The 17,410-nt window shown below is 59.5% G+C and carries 17 protein-coding genes; 2 read left to right on the forward strand and 15 right to left on the reverse strand.

Going from position 1 to position 17,410, the window contains the following annotated elements; translation table 11 throughout:
• Positions 1-28: 28 nt before the first annotated feature.
• The 3 genes from fumC to DFR37_RS06690 all read right to left on the reverse strand — a co-directional run bounded on the left by fumC (position 29) and on the right by DFR37_RS06690 (position 3,496).
• Positions 29-1,426: a class II fumarate hydratase gene (gene fumC, locus DFR37_RS06680; protein WP_113932474.1), complete on the reverse strand. Its 1,398-nt coding sequence runs from the start codon at positions 1,424-1,426 to the stop codon at positions 29-31.
• 130 nt (positions 1,427-1,556) lie between these two features.
• On the reverse strand, positions 1,557-2,714 hold the full coding sequence (locus DFR37_RS06685) for a type I glyceraldehyde-3-phosphate dehydrogenase (RefSeq protein WP_242341767.1): 1,158 nt from the start codon (positions 2,712-2,714) through the stop codon (positions 1,557-1,559).
• Positions 2,715-2,722: 8 nt separating this feature from the next.
• Positions 2,723-3,496, reverse strand: a complete 774-nt coding sequence (locus tag DFR37_RS06690) for an SDR family oxidoreductase (protein ID WP_113932475.1) — start codon at positions 3,494-3,496, stop codon at positions 2,723-2,725.
• Between the two features lie 227 nt (positions 3,497-3,723).
• Here DFR37_RS06690 and DFR37_RS06695 point away from each other — a divergent pair, with 227 nt between their 5' ends.
• Together DFR37_RS06695 and DFR37_RS06700 are read left to right on the forward strand one after the other, a co-directional pair.
• Positions 3,724-4,335 carry a glutathione S-transferase family protein gene (locus tag DFR37_RS06695; RefSeq protein WP_113932476.1) on the forward strand — a complete coding sequence of 204 codons (612 nt, stop codon included), beginning with the start codon at positions 3,724-3,726 and terminating at the stop codon, positions 4,333-4,335.
• Positions 4,336-4,487: 152 nt separating this feature from the next.
• Positions 4,488-5,708, forward strand: coding sequence for an MFS transporter (locus DFR37_RS06700; protein ID WP_211317227.1), 1,221 nt, complete (start codon positions 4,488-4,490; stop codon positions 5,706-5,708).
• On the opposite strand, the gene DFR37_RS06705 is transcribed toward DFR37_RS06700, so the two are convergent.
• The 12 genes from DFR37_RS06705 to DFR37_RS06765 all read right to left on the reverse strand — a co-directional run bounded on the left by DFR37_RS06705 (position 5,635) and on the right by DFR37_RS06765 (position 17,324).
• Entirely contained in the window at positions 5,635-6,372 is a 738-nt protein-coding gene (locus DFR37_RS06705) for an ABC transporter ATP-binding protein (RefSeq protein ID WP_113932477.1), read from the reverse strand. The genes DFR37_RS06700 and DFR37_RS06705 overlap by 74 nt on opposite strands.
• A 98-nt stretch (positions 6,373-6,470) precedes the next feature.
• Positions 6,471-7,238: a high-affinity branched-chain amino acid ABC transporter ATP-binding protein LivG gene (gene livG, locus DFR37_RS06710; protein WP_113932478.1), complete on the reverse strand. Its 768-nt coding sequence runs from the start codon at positions 7,236-7,238 to the stop codon at positions 6,471-6,473.
• Positions 7,235-8,734, reverse strand: a complete 1,500-nt coding sequence (livM, locus tag DFR37_RS23275) for a high-affinity branched-chain amino acid ABC transporter permease LivM (RefSeq protein WP_242341766.1) — start codon at positions 8,732-8,734, stop codon at positions 7,235-7,237. Before livM ends, livG begins: the two co-directional genes overlap by 4 nt.
• Positions 8,731-9,660, reverse strand: a complete 930-nt coding sequence (locus DFR37_RS06725; protein ID WP_113932479.1) for an ABC transporter permease subunit — start codon at positions 9,658-9,660, stop codon at positions 8,731-8,733. Before DFR37_RS06725 ends, livM begins: the two co-directional genes overlap by 4 nt.
• A 19-nt stretch (positions 9,661-9,679) precedes the next feature.
• A complete protein-coding gene (locus DFR37_RS06730) occupies positions 9,680-10,285 on the reverse strand; it encodes a VUT family protein (RefSeq protein ID WP_113932480.1) in 606 nt (201 codons plus the stop codon).
• Positions 10,282-11,115, reverse strand: coding sequence for a pyrroline-5-carboxylate reductase (proC, locus tag DFR37_RS06735; protein ID WP_113932481.1), 834 nt, complete (start codon positions 11,113-11,115; stop codon positions 10,282-10,284). The genes DFR37_RS06730 and proC overlap by 4 nt, the downstream gene beginning before the upstream one ends.
• 43 nt (positions 11,116-11,158) lie before the next feature.
• Entirely contained in the window at positions 11,159-12,271 is a 1,113-nt protein-coding gene (locus DFR37_RS06740; RefSeq protein WP_113932845.1) for a high-affinity branched-chain amino acid ABC transporter substrate-binding protein, read from the reverse strand.
• 8 nt (positions 12,272-12,279) lie between these two features.
• Entirely contained in the window at positions 12,280-12,780 is a 501-nt protein-coding gene (locus DFR37_RS06745) for a Dps family protein (RefSeq protein ID WP_113932482.1), read from the reverse strand.
• A 120-nt stretch (positions 12,781-12,900) separates the two neighbouring features.
• Positions 12,901-13,857, reverse strand: coding sequence for a LysR substrate-binding domain-containing protein (locus DFR37_RS06750; protein WP_113932483.1), 957 nt, complete (start codon positions 13,855-13,857; stop codon positions 12,901-12,903).
• A 23-nt stretch (positions 13,858-13,880) separates the two neighbouring features.
• On the reverse strand, positions 13,881-15,899 hold the full coding sequence (gene recG, locus DFR37_RS06755; RefSeq protein WP_218951442.1) for an ATP-dependent DNA helicase RecG: 2,019 nt from the start codon (positions 15,897-15,899) through the stop codon (positions 13,881-13,883).
• Positions 15,900-16,005: 106 nt separating this feature from the next.
• Positions 16,006-16,392: a Rid family detoxifying hydrolase gene (locus DFR37_RS06760; RefSeq protein WP_113932485.1), complete on the reverse strand. Its 387-nt coding sequence runs from the start codon at positions 16,390-16,392 to the stop codon at positions 16,006-16,008.
• A 155-nt stretch (positions 16,393-16,547) separates the two neighbouring features.
• A complete protein-coding gene (locus DFR37_RS06765) occupies positions 16,548-17,324 on the reverse strand; it encodes a ferredoxin--NADP reductase (RefSeq protein WP_113932486.1) in 777 nt (258 codons plus the stop codon).
• Between the last annotated feature and the right edge of the window lie 86 nt (positions 17,325-17,410).

Genomic DNA, 17,410 nt, shown 5'->3' on the forward strand with positions numbered 1-17,410 from the left:
CCGGCGCATCGGGCGCATAGCTGTTTTGTCAGCCGCTATGCGTCATATCGATAGGCACTATCCATTCGTCGTACTGCTGGTCGGTAACAAAGCCCAGTTCCAGCGCGGCGGCGCGCAGCGTAGTCTTTTCTTTCTGGGCCTTCTTTGCAATGGCCGCCGCCCGGTCGTAGCCGATATGGCGATTCAAGGCCGTTACCAGCATCAGGTTTTTTTCGAGGTTGTGCTCGATTTGTTCTAGATTGGGTTCGATGCCCAGCGCGCAATGGTCTGTGAAAGCCGCGCAAGCATCGCCCAGCAGTTCTATGCTTTCAAGCACGTTATGCACCATGACGGGCTTGAACACGTTCAGTTGGAAATTGCCCTGGCTGCCGGCAAAGGCCGTGGCGGCGTCGTTGCCGTATACCTGCACGCAAACCATGGTCATGGCCTCACATTGCGTAGGATTGACCTTGCCCGGCATGATCGACGAGCCCGGCTCGTTATCGGGAATAATCAGCTCGCCTATGCCGCAGCGCGGCCCGCTGGCCAGCCAACGAACGTCATTGGCCATTTTCATGAGGCCGCCGGCCAGGGTGCGCAGCGCCGCCGAAAAGTTGACCAGCGCATCATGGGCCGACAAAGCAAAGAATTTGTTCGGTGCCGCCTGAAACGGCAAGCCTGTAATGCGGGCGATGTGCCCCGCGGCGGTTTCGCCGAAACGGGGATGGGCGTTCAGGCCGGTGCCCACGGCGGTTCCGCCTATGGCCAGATCGTATATGCCCGGCAGCGCCGCGCGTACGGCCTGCAGCGAGAATTCAATTTGTGCGACCCAGGCCCCGATTTCCTGGCCCAGCGTAATGGGTGTGGCGTCCTGAAGGTGCGTGCGGCCTGTCTTGACCACGGTGTCGAATGCACGCGATTTTTCAGCCAGCACGTCGTGCAGGCGCTGGACGGAAGGCAACAAATGGTCGTTGGCTTGCTGGGCCACGGCAATATGCATGGCGGTGGGGAATGTGTCGTTGGACGACTGGCCGCGATTTACATGATCGTTGGGGTGCACCGGGCTTTTGCTGCCGCGCTGGCCTCCGCCCAGTTCGATGGCGCGATTGGCGATGACTTCGTTGGCGTTCATGTTCGACTGCGTGCCCGAACCGGTCTGGAAAACCACCAAAGGGAATTCGGCATCGAGCCTGCCCTGTTCTACTTCGTCCGCCGCCTGGACGACCAGCCGCGCAATGTCCTGCGGCAATTCGCCCAGTTCCGCATTGGCTTCGGCCGCGGCCTTCTTCAAGATGCCCAAAGCGCGGATAATAGGCCGCTGCCATTTGAAGCGATCGACACCGATAGGAAAGTTTTCGATGGAGCGCTGGGTTTGCGCGCCCCAATATCGTTCGGCGGGCACCTCGATTGCGCCCATTGAATCCGTTTCGGTACGAGTTGATGCCATGGCCATTCCTTATACGGTTAAAAATCAAAGGACCAGGCTTGCATTGAGCCCGTAGTCACATTAACAACTATACGCCGGCTCTTGCAAACGGCAGCGATTAACCCGCGTGCCATCAAGGTAAGCAAGCCCGCTAGGCATGCCTGAATTTGGCCGCCCATATCCCGGCCGCTTCCAGCATGCGGTTTACAAAGCCCCATTCGTTGTCGAACCAGACGAATAGATTGGCCAGGTTGGTGCCGTTGACCCGCGTCTGGCTGCCGTCGACGATGAAAGAGCAAGGGTTGTGGTTGAAGTCCACCGATGCATGTGGGTTGTCCGAATACCCGGCCAGTCCGGGTCTGGCGTTGGCGGCCTCCATCATCAAGGCGTTAAGTGCGCCGGGCGTAGCGCTGCGAGTAAGGTTTGCCATCAGGTCGATGGCTGAAACGTTAAGCGTCGGTACGCGTATGGCTTTGGCCTGCACCTTGCCGGCCAACTGCGGCAAGAGGCGTTCGACGCCCCTGGCCAAGCCGGTGGAGACGGGGACTATGGACTGCATGGCCGATCTTGTGCGGCGCAGGTCCGAGCTGTGATAGCCGTCGATGAGCGGCTGGTCGTTCATGACCGAATGCAAAGTGGTCAGGCAGGCCTGCTCGATGCCGAATGCATCGTCCAGCAACTGCAACACCGGAACGATGGCGTTGGTCGTGCACGACGCATTCGAGACCAATTGCTCGCCGCCTTGCAGTTGCCGATGATTGATGCCGTACACCATGGTAAAGTCGATGTCGGCGGCGCTATTTCCCGGGTGCGAAAGCAGCACTCGGGGGCATCCCGCCTTCAAGAAACGCTCGAGTTCGGGGCGCGAGCCGTAGCGGCCCGAACACTCGACAAGCATATCGATGCCCAGGCTTTGCCAGTCGACGTCCTCGGGCCTGGATGCATGCGTCACGCTGATGGTTTCGCCGTTGACGATCAGGCAATCGGCGCCCTGCTCGACTGTGCCATGAAAGATTCCGTGGGTGGAATCGAAGCGCGTCAAATACGCCATGCTGGCCAGGTCCGCGGGCTCGTTGATGGCAACGATGCGAAACCGGTTCCTGAAGGGCGATTCATTCAGGGCGCGCAGAAAGCAGCGCCCGATGCGGCCATAACCGTTGATGGCCAGACGAACCGGTGCGGTAAAGGCCCCGGGCCGCAGTCCTGGCGCCTCTTGCCCGCTGTGCGAGGCGGCCTGCGGCTGTGGAAGAAGATTGCTTTGCGTAGCCTCGTCCTGAAGGAAGAAACCGGCGCTTTGATTCATGGTCATTTAAATACTCAAAACGTAATTGAAAATCCGCCATCGACGACCAATACATGCCCATTGACATACGACGCAGCCGGCGAGGCCAGGAAAACGGCGGCGCCGGTAATTTCGTGCGGCTGAGCCCAACGCGCCAGCGGATTGCGGCCTATGACAACAGGCCCCCTGACCGGATCCTCGGCAAGCGCCCGATTCGTTTCAGTGGCAAAACTGCCGGGCGCTATGCCATTGCTGGTTATCTGCCTCGGCCCGTATTCAACCGCCAGCGCGCGAATCAAGCCGGTCAGGCCTTGTTTGGCTATGGGGTAAACGGCATCGCCAAGGCGCGCCAGCCCCCCGGCGATCGAAGTCATGGTGATGATTCGGCCGGGCCGCGCCTGCTCTGCCATGGCTTGCGCCGCCAGCCGAGACAACTGGATTGCGGCCACCAGGTCGACATTGATCAATTCGACGATTTCTTCCAGCGTGGCGTCCGCCATGGATTTACGCAGCCTTATTCCCACATTGTTGACCAGGATGTCGGGCGTGCCCCACTGGGTGCAGACCTGTGCATAGCGGTCTTGCATCTCGTGCAGGCCGGCCACGTCCATGACCAGCGGGTAGGCCGTAAAGCCTTGCCGGGCAAGTTGCTCGACGGCATTCAGGACGCGCGTTTCGTTGCGCCCATTGATAATGACCTTGGCCCCCGCCGCGGCATAGGCTTGCGCAATGGCAAACCCCAGGCCTTGCGTCGAGCCCGTGATCAAGGCCAGGCGGCCGTGTAAAGAGAAATCCGGTTGTATTGTCATGGCTTTTTCAGGGCGCCCCGGCATCCGGCCTTGGGCGGATTTTTATCAGGGCTGGGCAAATTGTTTTAAACACCGTCTATGTTAAACGCAGAAACACTTCAATACTGCCTTTGCGCTGTACTAGAATAAGAGCCCCGGCCTATTTTTCGCCCACTTGGCGGCAAATCGCTGCAAACAGGGCGGGAACCGGCGGTTCAGGCTACAACAACTCAACACTAGGACGACAAATGAAACTGTATTACATGACCGGCGCTTGCCCATTGGCAACGCAAATAGTTCTGGAATGGATAGGCAAGCCGTACGACTTGCAGCTTGTCGAACGCACTGCGCTGAAAGATCCCGAATTCCTTGCCCTGAACCCCGTCGGTTCCGTGCCCGTGTTTACGGATGGCGACCTTACCCTTACGCAGAATGTTGCCATCATGGAATACCTCAATGAGAAGTATCCCGAAGCACAATTGCACGGCAAGACGCCCGAGCAGCGCGCCGAAGTGCGCCGCTGGCTGTCATTCGTCAATTCCGACCTGCACCGCACTTTTTCATTGATCTTCGGCGCTCAGGGTTATTCGGACGATCCCAACATTCAGCAGGTTCTTGTCGACAAGTCCACAGAGCGCGTCAAGTTTCTTTTCGGCGTCGCCAACCAGGATCTGGCCAATAAACCCTATCTGGCCGGAGAAAACCGCTCTATTGCCGACCCCTATCTCTACACCATCCAGCGCTGGGCCAAGGCAAAGCAAGTCGATCTTTCCGACATGCAGAACCTGACCGCCTTCTATACCCGCATGGACGCCGACGCCGGCGTGCAGGCAGCGCTTAAAAAGCAAGGCCTGGCCTGAAATGAAATGCCGTGGCGGCTTCTGTTGAAGCTGCCGCGCGTTGCGGTCTCCAGGCCGCCGCTTTACCGGGCAACGATAAATGCAATCTCCGCGGCCGGCACGACGCCGGCCGATTTTGCCGATCAAGAAATATCTCATTTCAAGAGGCTCGCATGATGCCGACCCGGGCAGCAAGTATCTTGGGGCAAATTCCCAGAGGCGTGTGGGTACTGGGCTTTGTAAGCCTGCTGATGGATATTTCCTCGGAAATGATCCACAGCTTGCTGCCGATGTTCATGGTTGGCGTTCTTGGCGCCAGCGTGCTTCAGGTTGGCATCATTGAAGGAATCGCCGAGTCTACGGCCTTGATCGTCAAAGTGTTTTCCGGAACCTTGAGCGACTATCTGGGCAAGAGAAAAGGCTTGGCGGTGTTCGGCTATGCGCTGGGCGCCCTGAGCAAGCCTTTGTTCGCGCTGGCGCCGACGGTAGGCCTAGTGTTTGGCGCGCGCTTTATCGACCGGCTGGGCAAAGGAATCCGAGGCGCGCCGCGCGATGCCCTGGTGGCGGACCTGACGCCGCAGCATGTGCGCGGAGCCGCGTTCGGCTTGCGCCAGTCGCTCGATACGGTAGGCGCATTTGCGGGCCCATTGTTGGGCGTGGGCTTGATGCTGCTGTGGACCGATGATTTTCGCTCGGTGTTCTGGGTTGCCGTGATTCCGGGCTTGATGGCGGTTGCATTATTATTCTTTGGAGTGCACGAACCGCGGCACGCCCAGGCGCCCGAACGCAGCAACCCGCTGCAACGCAAGAACCTTGAACGCCTTGGCCGCGCATACTGGTGGGTGGTCGGCCTTGGCGCCGTTTTCACGTTGGCACGCTTCAGCGAGGCCTTCCTCGTATTGCGAGCGCAACAAAGCGGCATACCGGTGGCATTGGTGCCGCTGGTCATGGTCGCGATGAATGTCATCTACGCCTTTTCGGCCTACCCCTTCGGCAAGCTCTCCGATCACATGAGCCACAAGACGCTGTTGGCGCTTGGCCTGGCGGTTTTGATTGCGGCCGACCTGGTACTGGCGATAAACGACCATTGGACCGCGGTGCTGGCCGGCGTGGCTCTATGGGGCGTTCATATGGGCATAACGCAGGGCTTATTGGCCACCATGGTGGCCAATGCCGCGCCGGCCGACTTGCGGGGCACCGCCTATGGCTTCTTCAACCTTGTAAGCGGCATGGCCATGTTGCTGGCCAGCGTGCTTGCCGGCTTGCTGTGGGATAGCCTTGGAGCCTCGTTTACTTTTTATGCCAGCGCCGTCTTTTGCGCTATTGCGCTGGCCGGGCTGGCGCTGAAGGCTGATCCTGCCCCCCCAGGTACGCACGTTTCACCGCCTCATTAGCAAGCAAGCCGGCTCCGCTGCCGGCCAGGACGATCCGTCCGCTTTCCAGGACATAAGCCCTGTCGGCCAGCTGCAGCGCCTTGCTGGCATTCTGCTCTACCAGAAGCACGGTCACGCCGGTATCCCGGATGGCTCCGATCGCCTCGAAAATCTGCCGGATTACCAGCGGCGCCAGGCCCAGCGTAGGTTCGTCCAGCAGCAACAAGCGCGGGCGGCTCATCAAGGCCCGCCCAATAGCCAACATTTGCTGCTCCCCGCCCGAGAGCGTGCCCGCCTGCTGCCGCGCGCGCTCCAGCAGGCGCGGAAACAGTTCATGCACCTTGGCAAGGCCTTCGGACAATTGCGTCCTATTCAGGAAATACCCTCCTATGTTGAGGTTTTCCGCTACTGTCATGTTTGCGAAAACCCGCCGCCCCTCGGGTACCAGCGCTATCCCGCGGCGCATGATCCCGGCGGTGGTCTGCGCGGTAATGTCGTCGCCCTGGAACAGTATGCGGCCGGCGCTGGCCTGAGGCGTCCCGCATATTGTCATCAGCAGCGTCGTTTTGCCGGCTCCGTTGGCACCGATAAGCGCCACGATTTCGCCGCGGTTCACCTCGACGCTGACGCCGTCCAGGGCCTGGATGCCGCCATAATGCGTGCAGATGTTTTCCAGCCTGAGCATCAGTGTCCTGCCTGGTCGGCCGATAGAATCAAGCCAGGCAAAGCCCGGCGCTGCGCGGATGTAATGGCTGTATGGCCGGCTGCCTTGAATGCAGGCATTCACTCTTCTCCCAGGTATGCCTTGATGACGACAGGATTCGCGCAAATCGCCTCGGGGACGCCCATGGCGATGGATTTGCCGTGGTCCATGACAAGGATGCGGTCTGAAATGCCCATGACGAGACTCATATCATGTTCTATCAAAAGTATAGCCACGCCGAATTCGGTGCGCAGTTGTGCGATCAATTGCCGCAGGCCGTCTTTTTCGCGCGGGTTCAATCCCGCGGCAGGTTCGTCCAGCAGCAATAAGCGTGGACGGGTGACCATGCAGCGCGCAATCTCGAGCTTGCGCTGATGGCCGTATGCCAACTGCCCCGCCGGACGGTTGGCGTAGCTGCGCAAATCCATGAAATCCAGCCATTGCGCGGCCGCAACCAGAGCATCGCGCTCGGCGGCGCGATAGGAACGCAGCTTCAAAAGACCAGGCAGCAATCCCGTTTGCAAATGCCGGTGCTGGGCCACCAGCAGATTCTCAAGCACCGTCAGTCTCTTGAACAAGCGCGCATTCTGGAACGTGCGCACCACGCCTTTTTGCGCCATGACATGGCTGGACAAACCGGCGACCTCGTGGCCGCCAAGCGCGACCGTGCCATGACTAGGTTTGTAAAAGCCGCTAAGGCAGTTGAATACGGTGGTTTTGCCGGCACCGTTAGGTCCAATAATGGCAAAGACCTCATGGGCGGCAACATCGAAGGCGATATCATCGACGGCCAGCAAGCCGCCAAAACGCATGCATAAGCCCTGTACCCGCAACAAAGCTGCGCTCATGGCTCCAGCTCCACATGCGGCCGCCTGGCCGGCAGCAGCCCTTGGGGCCGCCACATCATCATCAGCACCATTACCAGGCCGAAAATCAACATCCGGTATTCAACCAGCTCGCGCGCCAGTTCAGGAACGATCGTCAGCACAATGGCAGCCAGGATGACTCCCGCTTGCGAACCCATGCCGCCCAGCACCACAATGGCCAGCACCAGGGCCGATTCGGTAAAGGTAAACGATTCGGGATTCACCAGGCCCTGGCGAGCGGCAAAAACGGCGCCGCCCAGTCCCGCAAACATGGCGCCCAGGGTGAACGCGGACAGCTTGATGCGCGCGGGGTTCAAACCCAAGGAACGGCAGGCGATCTCGTCGTCGCGCAAGGCCTCCCATGCCCGCCCTATGGGCATGCGTTGCAGGCGCGAAGTAACCAGCAAGGTGCAAAGCGCCAGGATAAGCGCCAGAAAGTACATATAGACCAGCATGTCTTGCGTGCTGAAGTCCCAACCCGCCCACTGATGAAAGGTCATTTGCCCTTCAGGTGCACGGCGCGTCATGGGCAGGCCGAATACCGTTGGCTTGGCGATCCCCGCTATACCGTCCGGGCCATTGGTTATGGATTGCATATTGGTCAGGACCAGCCGGGTAATTTCGCCAAATCCCAAGGTGACGATGGCCAGGTAATCGCCGCGCAAACGCAGCACGGGAAAGCCCAGCAAAAAGCCGAACATGGCCGCGGCAAAGCCCGCAACCGGCAATGACTGCCAAAAGCCCCAGCCGGCCCAATGGTAAAGCAAGGCATAGGCATACGCGCCGATTGCATAAAAGCCGACATAGCCCAGGTCAAGCAGGCCGGCAAAGCCCACGACTATATTCAGCCCCAGACCCAGCACTATATAGATAAGCGCCAGCGTCGCGATATCGATCTGCGCGCGGTCGGCGATGAAAGGAAGGCTTACCGCCAGCAGCAATGCGCATAAGCCGACGAGGCGAAGGCGAACAAACGGGGGGAAAAAAGGCCCCCACGCTTCACCGCTACGCGGTTCGCTGCCCCCCGAGGGGGCGCTTTTTGCCTTGGGGCGGCCCGGCGGCAAAAAAGGCCCCCACGCTTCACCGCTGCGCGGTTCGCTGCCCCCCAAGGGGGCGCTTTTTGCCTTGGGGCGGCCCGGCGGCAAAAAAGGCCCCCACGCTTCATCGCTGCGCGGTTCGCTGCCCCCCGAGGGGGCGCTTTTTGCCTTGGGGCGGCCCGGCGGCAAAAAAGGCCCCCACGCTTCACCGCTGCGCAGCTGTTGCCTTTTAAGACGCCATTGGGTCAGCGGGCCGAGCGCAAGCGGGCGGAAAAGCTGGAATAGAAACACGAGTGCCATGCCGCCCAGGATCATGGGCCAATCGGGCTGCAAGGCCGTACCGGCCCCGGCCCGGACTATCTGCACTCCGTATATCGGCGCAATGATGATGCCGGCCAGGATGGCCGCGACCAGCGCATTTTTCAAATCGGCCGCCCTCATACTTTTTCTATCTCGGGCTTGCCCAGCAAGCCTGTAGGACGAAACAGCAGGACCAGTATCAACAAGGCAAAGGCAACAATATCCTTGTATTCGGAAGAAAAATAAGCCGCCGCCAAGGTTTCTGTCACGCCAAGCAGCACTCCGCCCAGCATGGCGCCCGGGATGCTGCCGATGCCGCCCAGCACGGCCGCGGTAAACGCCTTGAGCCCCACAGTAAAGCCAATGAACGGGTTGAGCTTGCCTATCGCCAGCGCGATAAGAACGCCACCCACGGCTGCCAGCACCGCGCCGACGATGAACGTGAATGAAATGATGCGGCCGGTGTCTATGCCCAGCAAGTTTGCCATTTGCAGATCTTGCGAACAGGCACGCGAAGCACGGCCCAGGCGCGAGCGGCTGATATAAAGCGATAAAGCCGCCATAAGCACCACCGTAACGGCAATGATCAGCAGGCGCGAATACGGCATGGTGATGAGGAAACTGCTATCTGCCAGGGTAAATTGCACCGAGCCCGGCAGTACGGCCGGGACGGCAACGTCGCGTGCCCCCTGCCCTATCGCCACCCAGTTCTGCAGGAAAATCGACATGCCGATGGCGGTGATCAACGGCGCCAGCCTATGCCCCCCTCTGACCGGCGCATAGGCGATTTTCTCGATGGCGTAGCCGTATGCCGCCGTAACGACGGCTGCCACGGCCAGCATGAGCAAAATTACCAGAGCCATCGGCAAACCGCTGTTTATGCCCACTGCCGACAGTGCGACCAGGCCGGCATACGCCCCTATCATGTAAATTTCGCCGTGGGCGAAATTGATCATGCCGATAATGCCGTACACCATGGTGTAGCCTATGGCGATCAAGGCATAAATTGCGCCCAGGGACAGCCCATTGAACAATTGCTGAACGAGCAGTGGGATATATTCCGCCACGCCAGCCTGCCCTGCCGCGCTACGGCGTAAGGCGGTGCAATGCCTTGGGTGCGGCCAGGCCGGAATCCAGTACCGGCGGCCGCGCCAGGTTCCACATCAAGGCGCGGAACGGCACCAGCATAGTGGCGTTTACAACCAGTTTGACAGCCAGGTCGCCCGTCAGCAAAGACACCCAGTCTATGCCGGTGCCGGCGAAGGCCACGCTGAAAAAGATGAAGGTATCCAGCGTGGCGCCGGCAACGCCGGCCAGCAGCGGCGCGCGCCACCAGCGCTGTTCGCGCAGGCGGTCGAACACCTGGATGTCCAGCAATTGGGCCAGCAAAAACGCCAGTCCCGAAGCCAGGGCGATGCGCGGCGTGGCCACCCACACCGAGAAAACCACCGCAACCACAAAACCGACGATGGCCACGCGCCTGGCCGAACCCGGGCCGAAGCGGCGATTGAGCAAGTCCGACACAAGAAAGGCCACCGGATAGGAAATCGCGCCCCAGGTAAGCCATTGGTTGATGGGATACTGCACCAGGATATTGGAGCCAACGACGACGGCGCACATGGCGCACACGGCAATAAAGAACTGCAGGCGCGTGATGGAAAAATAGGTTCGCGAATTACGGGACTGATTCATTTGGAAAACTCTTGTGAAAGCTGGGCCGCGCGATCGAATGCCGCTTGCATGGCATGTTGCACGACGTCGGCAAAATGGTGTTGAGCGAAAATATCCAGCGCCGCAGCGGTGGTGCCTCCTTTGGAGGTCACCCGTTCGCGCAGGGTTGCGGGGGTTTCGGGCGAGAGCGCCGCCAATTGGGTGGCGCCATTGAGAGTTGCCAATGCCAAAGTGCGCGCCTGCTCGGCCGACAAGCCCAGCTTGACCGCGCCGTCGACGAGCGCTTCAAGAAAAAGAAACACATAAGCCGGACCGCTGCCCGACAATGCGGTTACGGCGTCGATCTGCTCGTCGCTGTCGACCCAGCACGTTTGACCCACGGCCCGGAACAGCAATTGGGCCTGGGCCTTGTCCTGGTCGGTTACGCCGGGCAAGGCCATAAGACCCGCTGCCCCCGCACCGATCAGCGCGGGCGTATTGGGCATGCAACGAACCAGCCGGGTCCAGGGCTTGCCAGGCTCGCCCAGCCAGCCGGATAGAGTCTGGCTGGAAATACCCGCGGCAATGCTGATGACCAAGGTGTCGGGCTGCAAAAACGGCTTGCATGCGGCAACCGTTTCGCGCATGACCTGAGGCTTGACGGCAAAAACCCAAACGCGCTGACGGGATAACACCGCGTCGGGCGCCGCGGCAACGCTGGTGCCTTTTTCGCGCCATTGCTGGAGTGCGGATTCGTTCACATCGATGATATGCACGTCGTCCGCGCCGCAGCGTTTGCCGATAAGGCCCGATGCCAGGGCGGAAGCCATATTGCCGCCGCCGATGAAAGCAAGTTTGAGTTCGTGGTTCATGGTGCAGTATTGTACGATTTTTCAATCGAAGCCTGGCTGCCGGCTATTTGTACAAGGTTTTCGTGCCGTCCTGGTGCCACCGAAACACATCGAACCTGAAATGACGCAAATCGCCCTGCTCGTCCCACGCGATTTCACCCAGCGGCGTCTTGAATGAATGCGCGTGCATCCAGGCCGCTACGGCAATGGGGTCGTCGGCGCCGACAGCCCGTATGCTGTCGGCCAGAACCTGGACCGCGGCGTACGCCGGAAGCTGGAAGGCGCCGCCGGGATCGCGCTGCTTATCGCGAAATGCTTTTGTAATTGCGGCATTGGCCGGGTCGCTGGATAAGTCGGCCGGCAATGTAATGAGCATGCCTTCGGCCGCGGCGCCGGCGATGGCATTGATGTCAGGGTTGCCCACACCCTCGGGTCCCATGAACTGAACCTTGAGCCCTTGCTCGGCCCCTTGGCGCAGCAGCAGGCCCATTTCGGGATGGTAGCCGCCAAAATACACAAAGTCGGCCTGGCTGCTTTTGATGCGCGTGATGATGGCCGAATAATCGCTGTCGCCCGCATTGATGCCTTCAAAGAGCGCTACGTCGATACCGGCTTGTTCCAGTCCTTTTTTGACTGCGCTGGCTATGCCGAAACCATAGGATTGCTTGTCATGCAGCACCGCCACTTTTTTGGGCTTTATGGATTCGGCTATGAATTCGGCGGCAGCCGGACCCTGCTGGTCGTCGCGGCCTATGGTGCGGAACACGGATTCGTAATGCTTTCCTTGCGTTACGGCCGGCGCAGTGGCCGAAGGGGTCACCATGACGACGCCTTCGGTATTGTAGATGGCCGCAGCGGCAATGGTGGGCCCCGAGCAGACGGGTCCGACGACATACTGTATGCCGTCGTTTACAACCCGGTTGGCGACAATAGGGCCTTGCTTGGACTCGCAGCCGTCGTCATAGGCGGCAACCTCAAGCTGGCGGCCCAGCACACCGCCGGCGGCGTTGATTCGCTCTATCGCCGTATCGACGCCCTGCCGGACCATGCTGCCGTATTGGGTAACCGGCCCGGTAAGCGGGCCGACCACCGCAATGCGAAGAGGCTCGGCCCGGGCGCCAACCGCCAGAATGCACCCGGCAAGCAGCGCCAGTGCCCTGAATAGCGGTCTGGCCATGGGCAAGCCTATTGCAGCAGGCTGCGCAACATCCACGCGTTCTTTTCGTGAATATCCAGGCGCTGGGTCAGAAGGTCGACAGTCGGCTGGTCGTCGGCCGCATCGGCGCGTTTCAGGGCGGCTCGCGCGGTTTTGGCGACGGCTTCGTTGTCTTTGACCAGAATCGCGATCATCTCTTCGGCGTTGGGTACCGAAGTAGGCTCTTTGATGGACGACAGTTGGGCGTATTCGCGATAAGTGCCTGGTGCGTAGTGACCCAGCGCGCGTATGCGTTCGGCGATGCTGTCCAGCGCCTGCCATTCTTCGGTGTATTGCGTCATGAACATCAGATGCAAGGTGTTGAACAACGGCCCCGTCACGTTCCAGTGAAAGTTATGGGTAGTCAAATAAAGTGTGTATGAATCGGCCAGCATTTTCGATAGTTCGGCTGCCACCGCCGCACGATCTTTTTCGGAAATTCCGATGTCGATCATCATGCCTTTACTTGTCTTTACAGAACTCTTAGCCATAAGTACTCCTGGTGTTGTGAACAAAACTGGATATTCTTAAATAAAAATGCAGTTCTTACTTAAAAATCGCCATATCCAAACTAGAAATAAGCGTTATCAGGATAGCATGAGCGGCCACGTTTATGCGGGTTGCAACTCTGTGGCTTGCTCATCGTTAAGGTAAGTGACCCCGGGCAGACGGCTTTGATGGATGGCGGAAATCAAGGCCTGAATGGCGGTCGGGCGCGGAAAACTCTTGCGCCAGACCAGGACCACGCGCCTATCGGGAATGGGCTTCTTGAACGGGACATAAGCCAGCAGGTCGCTTTGCTGGTTTTGCACCGACAACGAGCTGGCCGGAAGCACCGTAATGCCGATGCCCGCCGCCACCATATGCCGTATGGTTTCAAGCGATGAACCTTCAAAAGTGCGCTGGATGCCTTCGCTGGAAGCTGAAAACCGGGACAATTCGGGGCACACCTCAAGGACCTGGTCGCGAAAACAGTGCCCGGTGCCCAGGAGCAGCATGGTTTCGTTTTTAAGGTCCTTCGAGCTGATCTCTCGAAGCCGCGCCCAAGGGTGTTGCCGAGGCACTGCAACCACAAAAGGCTCGTCGTACAAAGCTTGCACCGACAGTCCCGAGTCAAGAATGGGCAAGGCCACAATGGCGCAATCGATTTCGCCCTGGCGCAGCAATTCCAGCAAGCGCGTCGTATAGTTTTCCTGCAGGATCAAAGGCATTTGCGGCGTGACCTTGATTTGCGCCGGCACCAGGCGCGGCAGCAAATAAGGCCCGATGGTGTAAATCACGCCCACGCGCAAGGGTCCGGCAAGAGGGTCGTGCCCCTGGCGCGCAATCTCTTTCAGGTTCGTGGCTTCTTCCAGCACCCGCTGGGCCTGGTCGACCACGCGCAGGCCGATGGGCGTGACGCCTATCTCCGTACCGCCGCGCTCGAACAGGACGACGCCAAGCTCGTCTTCAAGCTTGCGTATGGCAACGGACAATGTGGGCTGGCTGACAAAGCAGGCATCCGCAGCGCGGCCGAAATGCCGTTCGCGCGCCACGGCCACAATATATTTCAGTTCAGTCAATGTCATGCCAGTTCCAGTGAATCAAAAATTCATGTACGCAAAAAATCTTGCTTGCCGCGCATCCAACGTTTCAAATGACGCTTGGCCATGCCGATATCGGATTTAAGCAATTCGGCAGCCAGCTCCTGAGCCTGGCCGACCAGCAAGGCGTCGGTCTCGAGGTCGGCAAACCGCAATAACGCCTGTCCCGACTGCCGCACGCCCAGAAACTCGCCGGGCCCGCGCTGCTCCAGGTCGCGCCGGGCAATTTCAAAACCGTCGGTGGTTTCGTACATGGCGCGAAGACGCTGCCGCGCAATCTGGGAAAGTGGAGTCTGGTACATCAGGACACACACCGACTGATTGCCGCCCCGCCCCACCCGCCCGCGCAATTGATGCAACTGCGCCAGGCCGAAGCGCTCGGCGTGCTCGACGACCATCAGCGATGCATTCGGAATATCCACACCCACCTCAATCACGGTCGTGGCCACCAGTACGTCGATATCGCCCTGGCGAAACTGAGCCATGATCGCGGCTTTTTCATCCGACTTCAGGCGGCCATGGATCAGGCCCACGCGCACATCGGGCAAGGCCTGGGTAAGCCAAAGATGGGTATCGACGGCGGTCTGCAACTGCAGCGCCTCGCTTTCCTCGACCAGCGGGCAAACCCAGTATGCCTGGCGCCCCGCCCGGATTTCGGTAGACACATGAGCCACGACCTCGCTGCGCCGGGTATCGGCCACCAGCTTGGTCACTACGGGGCTGCGCCCCGGCGGCAACTCGTCGATGGCCGAAACGTCCAGATCGGCAAAAAACGTCATGGCCAGGGTGCGCGGTATGGGCGTGGCGCTCATGTTCAGTTGATGCGGTATGAATTCCGTTCCGCCCTTCACGGCTTCGCCTTTGCGGCTTAGCTGCAGGCGCTGGCCCACGCCGAACCGGTGCTGCTCGTCCAGCACAATCAAGCCCAGTTGGGCGAAGACGACTTTATCCTGAATCAACGCCTGGGTGCCGACGACCAATTGCGCCTGGCCGCTGGCAATGCGCTCGCCGGCTTCGCGGCGCTTCTTAATGCTCAGGCTGCCCGTCAGCCACGCGATTTCCACACCCAAAGGCTGCAGCCAGCCGGCCAGCTTCAAGTAATGCTGTTCGGCAAGGATTTCGGTGGGCGCCATGATGGCCACCTGTGCGCCCGCCTCGATGGCCTGGGCCGCCGCCAAGGCGGCGACTATCGTCTTGCCGCTGCCGACATCGCCCTGCAGCAGCCGATGCATGGGAAAAGCCCGCAGCAAATCGTTTGAAATCTCGCAGGCCACGCGTTCTTGCGCGGCGGTGAGCCGGAACGGCAGGTTGGCGCGCAAAGCCAGCAAGAGGCCTGCTCCGGCTGCAAGCGGCCTGGCCTTTTGCTTCAGGCGGGCCGCCCGTGCCAGGGCCAGGGAAAGCTGCTGCGCCAAAAGCTCGTCGAACTTGATCCGCCGCCATGCGGGATGGCCGCGTTCGATAAGGTCGGAATACGACACATCCGGCGGCGGATGATGCAGTACTCGTATGGCCTGGGCAAACGGAATCAGGCCATAGCGGCCGAGGATTTCCGGGCCAAGCGTATCTTCAAGGTCGGCGGTCTCGAGGGCCTTGTCTATGGCACGCCGCAATGAAGGCTGCGACAAGCCATCGGTGGTTGGATAGACAGGGGTCAAGGCGCTGGGCAAGGCCGTCCCGGCAACAGTCACCCTGGGATGCACCATTTCGGGGCCTTGAAAACCGCTGCGCAGCTCGCCTCGAATCCGGATCCGGTTGCCGACCGCCAATTGCTTTTGCTGGCTGGAGTAGAAATTCAGCCAGCGCAAGGCCAGCTCGCCGCTGTCGTCGGCGACCAGCGCGGACAATTGCCGGCGCGGACGAAACAAGACTTCGCTGCGCAAAACCTCGGCTTCAACTTGGCCGCTCTGCCCCGGACGCAGCGATGCAATGGGAACGATTTGCGTCTCGTCTTCGTAGCGGATGGGCAGGTGCACGACAAAGTCCTGGGGCTCGATAAGCCCTAGCCGCTGCAGCTTGCGCTCGACCAGCGACCCTTGCTGTGGACTTGCGGATTCTGCGGGCGGCTTGGCCCGCGCAGGCTTGCCCTTGCGCTGCGTACTGACGGTTGACACGATATGGCCTGCTGCCGCGCGCTTAAACGACTATTACGGCTTCGACTTCGAACTGCGCGCCCTTGGGCAGGCTGGCCACGCCAATTGTCGAGCGTGCCGGAAATGGCTGGGGAATGATGTCGGCCATGATGGAGTTAGCACTGGCAAACTTGCTAAGGTCTGTCAGGAAAAGCGTAAGTTTAACGATGCTGTCCAGCGTGCCGCCGGCGGCCTCTATGACAGCCTGCATGTTTGCAAAGGACTGCCTGACCTGCCCTTCGAAATTTTCGGAAACCAATTCGCCCGTTCCAGGTTCCAAGCCGATCTGCCCGGACAAATAAACGGTTTTGCCTGCTCCTGCAATGACTGCCTGTGAATAAGGGCCAACCGCCGCGGGGGCCGCGTCGGTATGAATAATTTGCTTAGCCATGAATGCTCTCTGGAATAATTAGAATAATGTCTATCAAAGTTTAAACAGCTATAGCAAAAATTAAAAGCCCCCGCCAACCACGCGAGGGCTTTCAAGATGATATTTTTGCCTTGAAGTAGCCCCAAGGCAAAAAGCCCCTTGGGGGCAGCAATACCTTATTTTTCGGCGAAGGCGCGTTCGATGACGTAATCGCCGGGCTCGCCGACACCTGCCGACACCACAAAGCCGCGGTCGTCCAGCATGCGGCTGATGTCGGTAAGCATCATGGGGCTGCCGCACAGCATGGCACGGTCGGTTTCAGGGTTGAGCGGCGGCAAGCCGATGTCTTCGAACAGCTTGCCGTTTTCTACCACGGTGGTAATACGGCCCTGATTGCGGAAAGGTTCGCGTGTAACGGTAGGATAGTAGATCAGCTTGTCTTTCATCATCTCGCCGAAATACTCGTTGGCTGGCAATTCGTTTTGGATGTAGTCGGAATATGCCAGTTCGCTGATGTGGCGCACCCCGTGCATCAGGACGACTTTTTCGAAGCGCTCGTAGATGTCGGGATCTTTGATGATGCTCATGAAAGGAGCCAAACCCGTACCGGTTGCGAACAGATAAAGATTTTTCCCCGGCTTGAGATCGTCGACTACCAGCGTGCCGACTGGCTTTCTGCTGACCAGCACGGAGTCGCCGACTTTAAGGTGTTGCAAGCGCGAAGTAAGGGGCCCGTTGGGAACCTTGATGCTGAGGAATTCGAGGTTTTCTTCGTAGTTGGCGCTGGCAATGCTATAGGCGCGCATTAGGGGCTTTCCTTCAACCTCGAGACCCAGCATGACAAAGTGGCCGTTATGAAACCGCAGCCCCGCATCACGCGTGGTTGTGAAGGAAAACAAAGTGTCGTTCCAGTGACGGACGCTTAGGACCTGCTCAGAATTAAAGGCTGCCATTTTTCTATATCTATAGAAGGCCCAAGCTTCGAGTCGTGGCCGCAAGGCCAGAGGCAAAAGCCCGGGCTGGATCAAAAAAGAGTGCA

The sequence above is a fragment of the Eoetvoesiella caeni genome, assembly GCF_003315175.1.
Taxonomy (GTDB): domain Bacteria; phylum Pseudomonadota; class Gammaproteobacteria; order Burkholderiales; family Burkholderiaceae_B; genus Eoetvoesia; species Eoetvoesia caeni.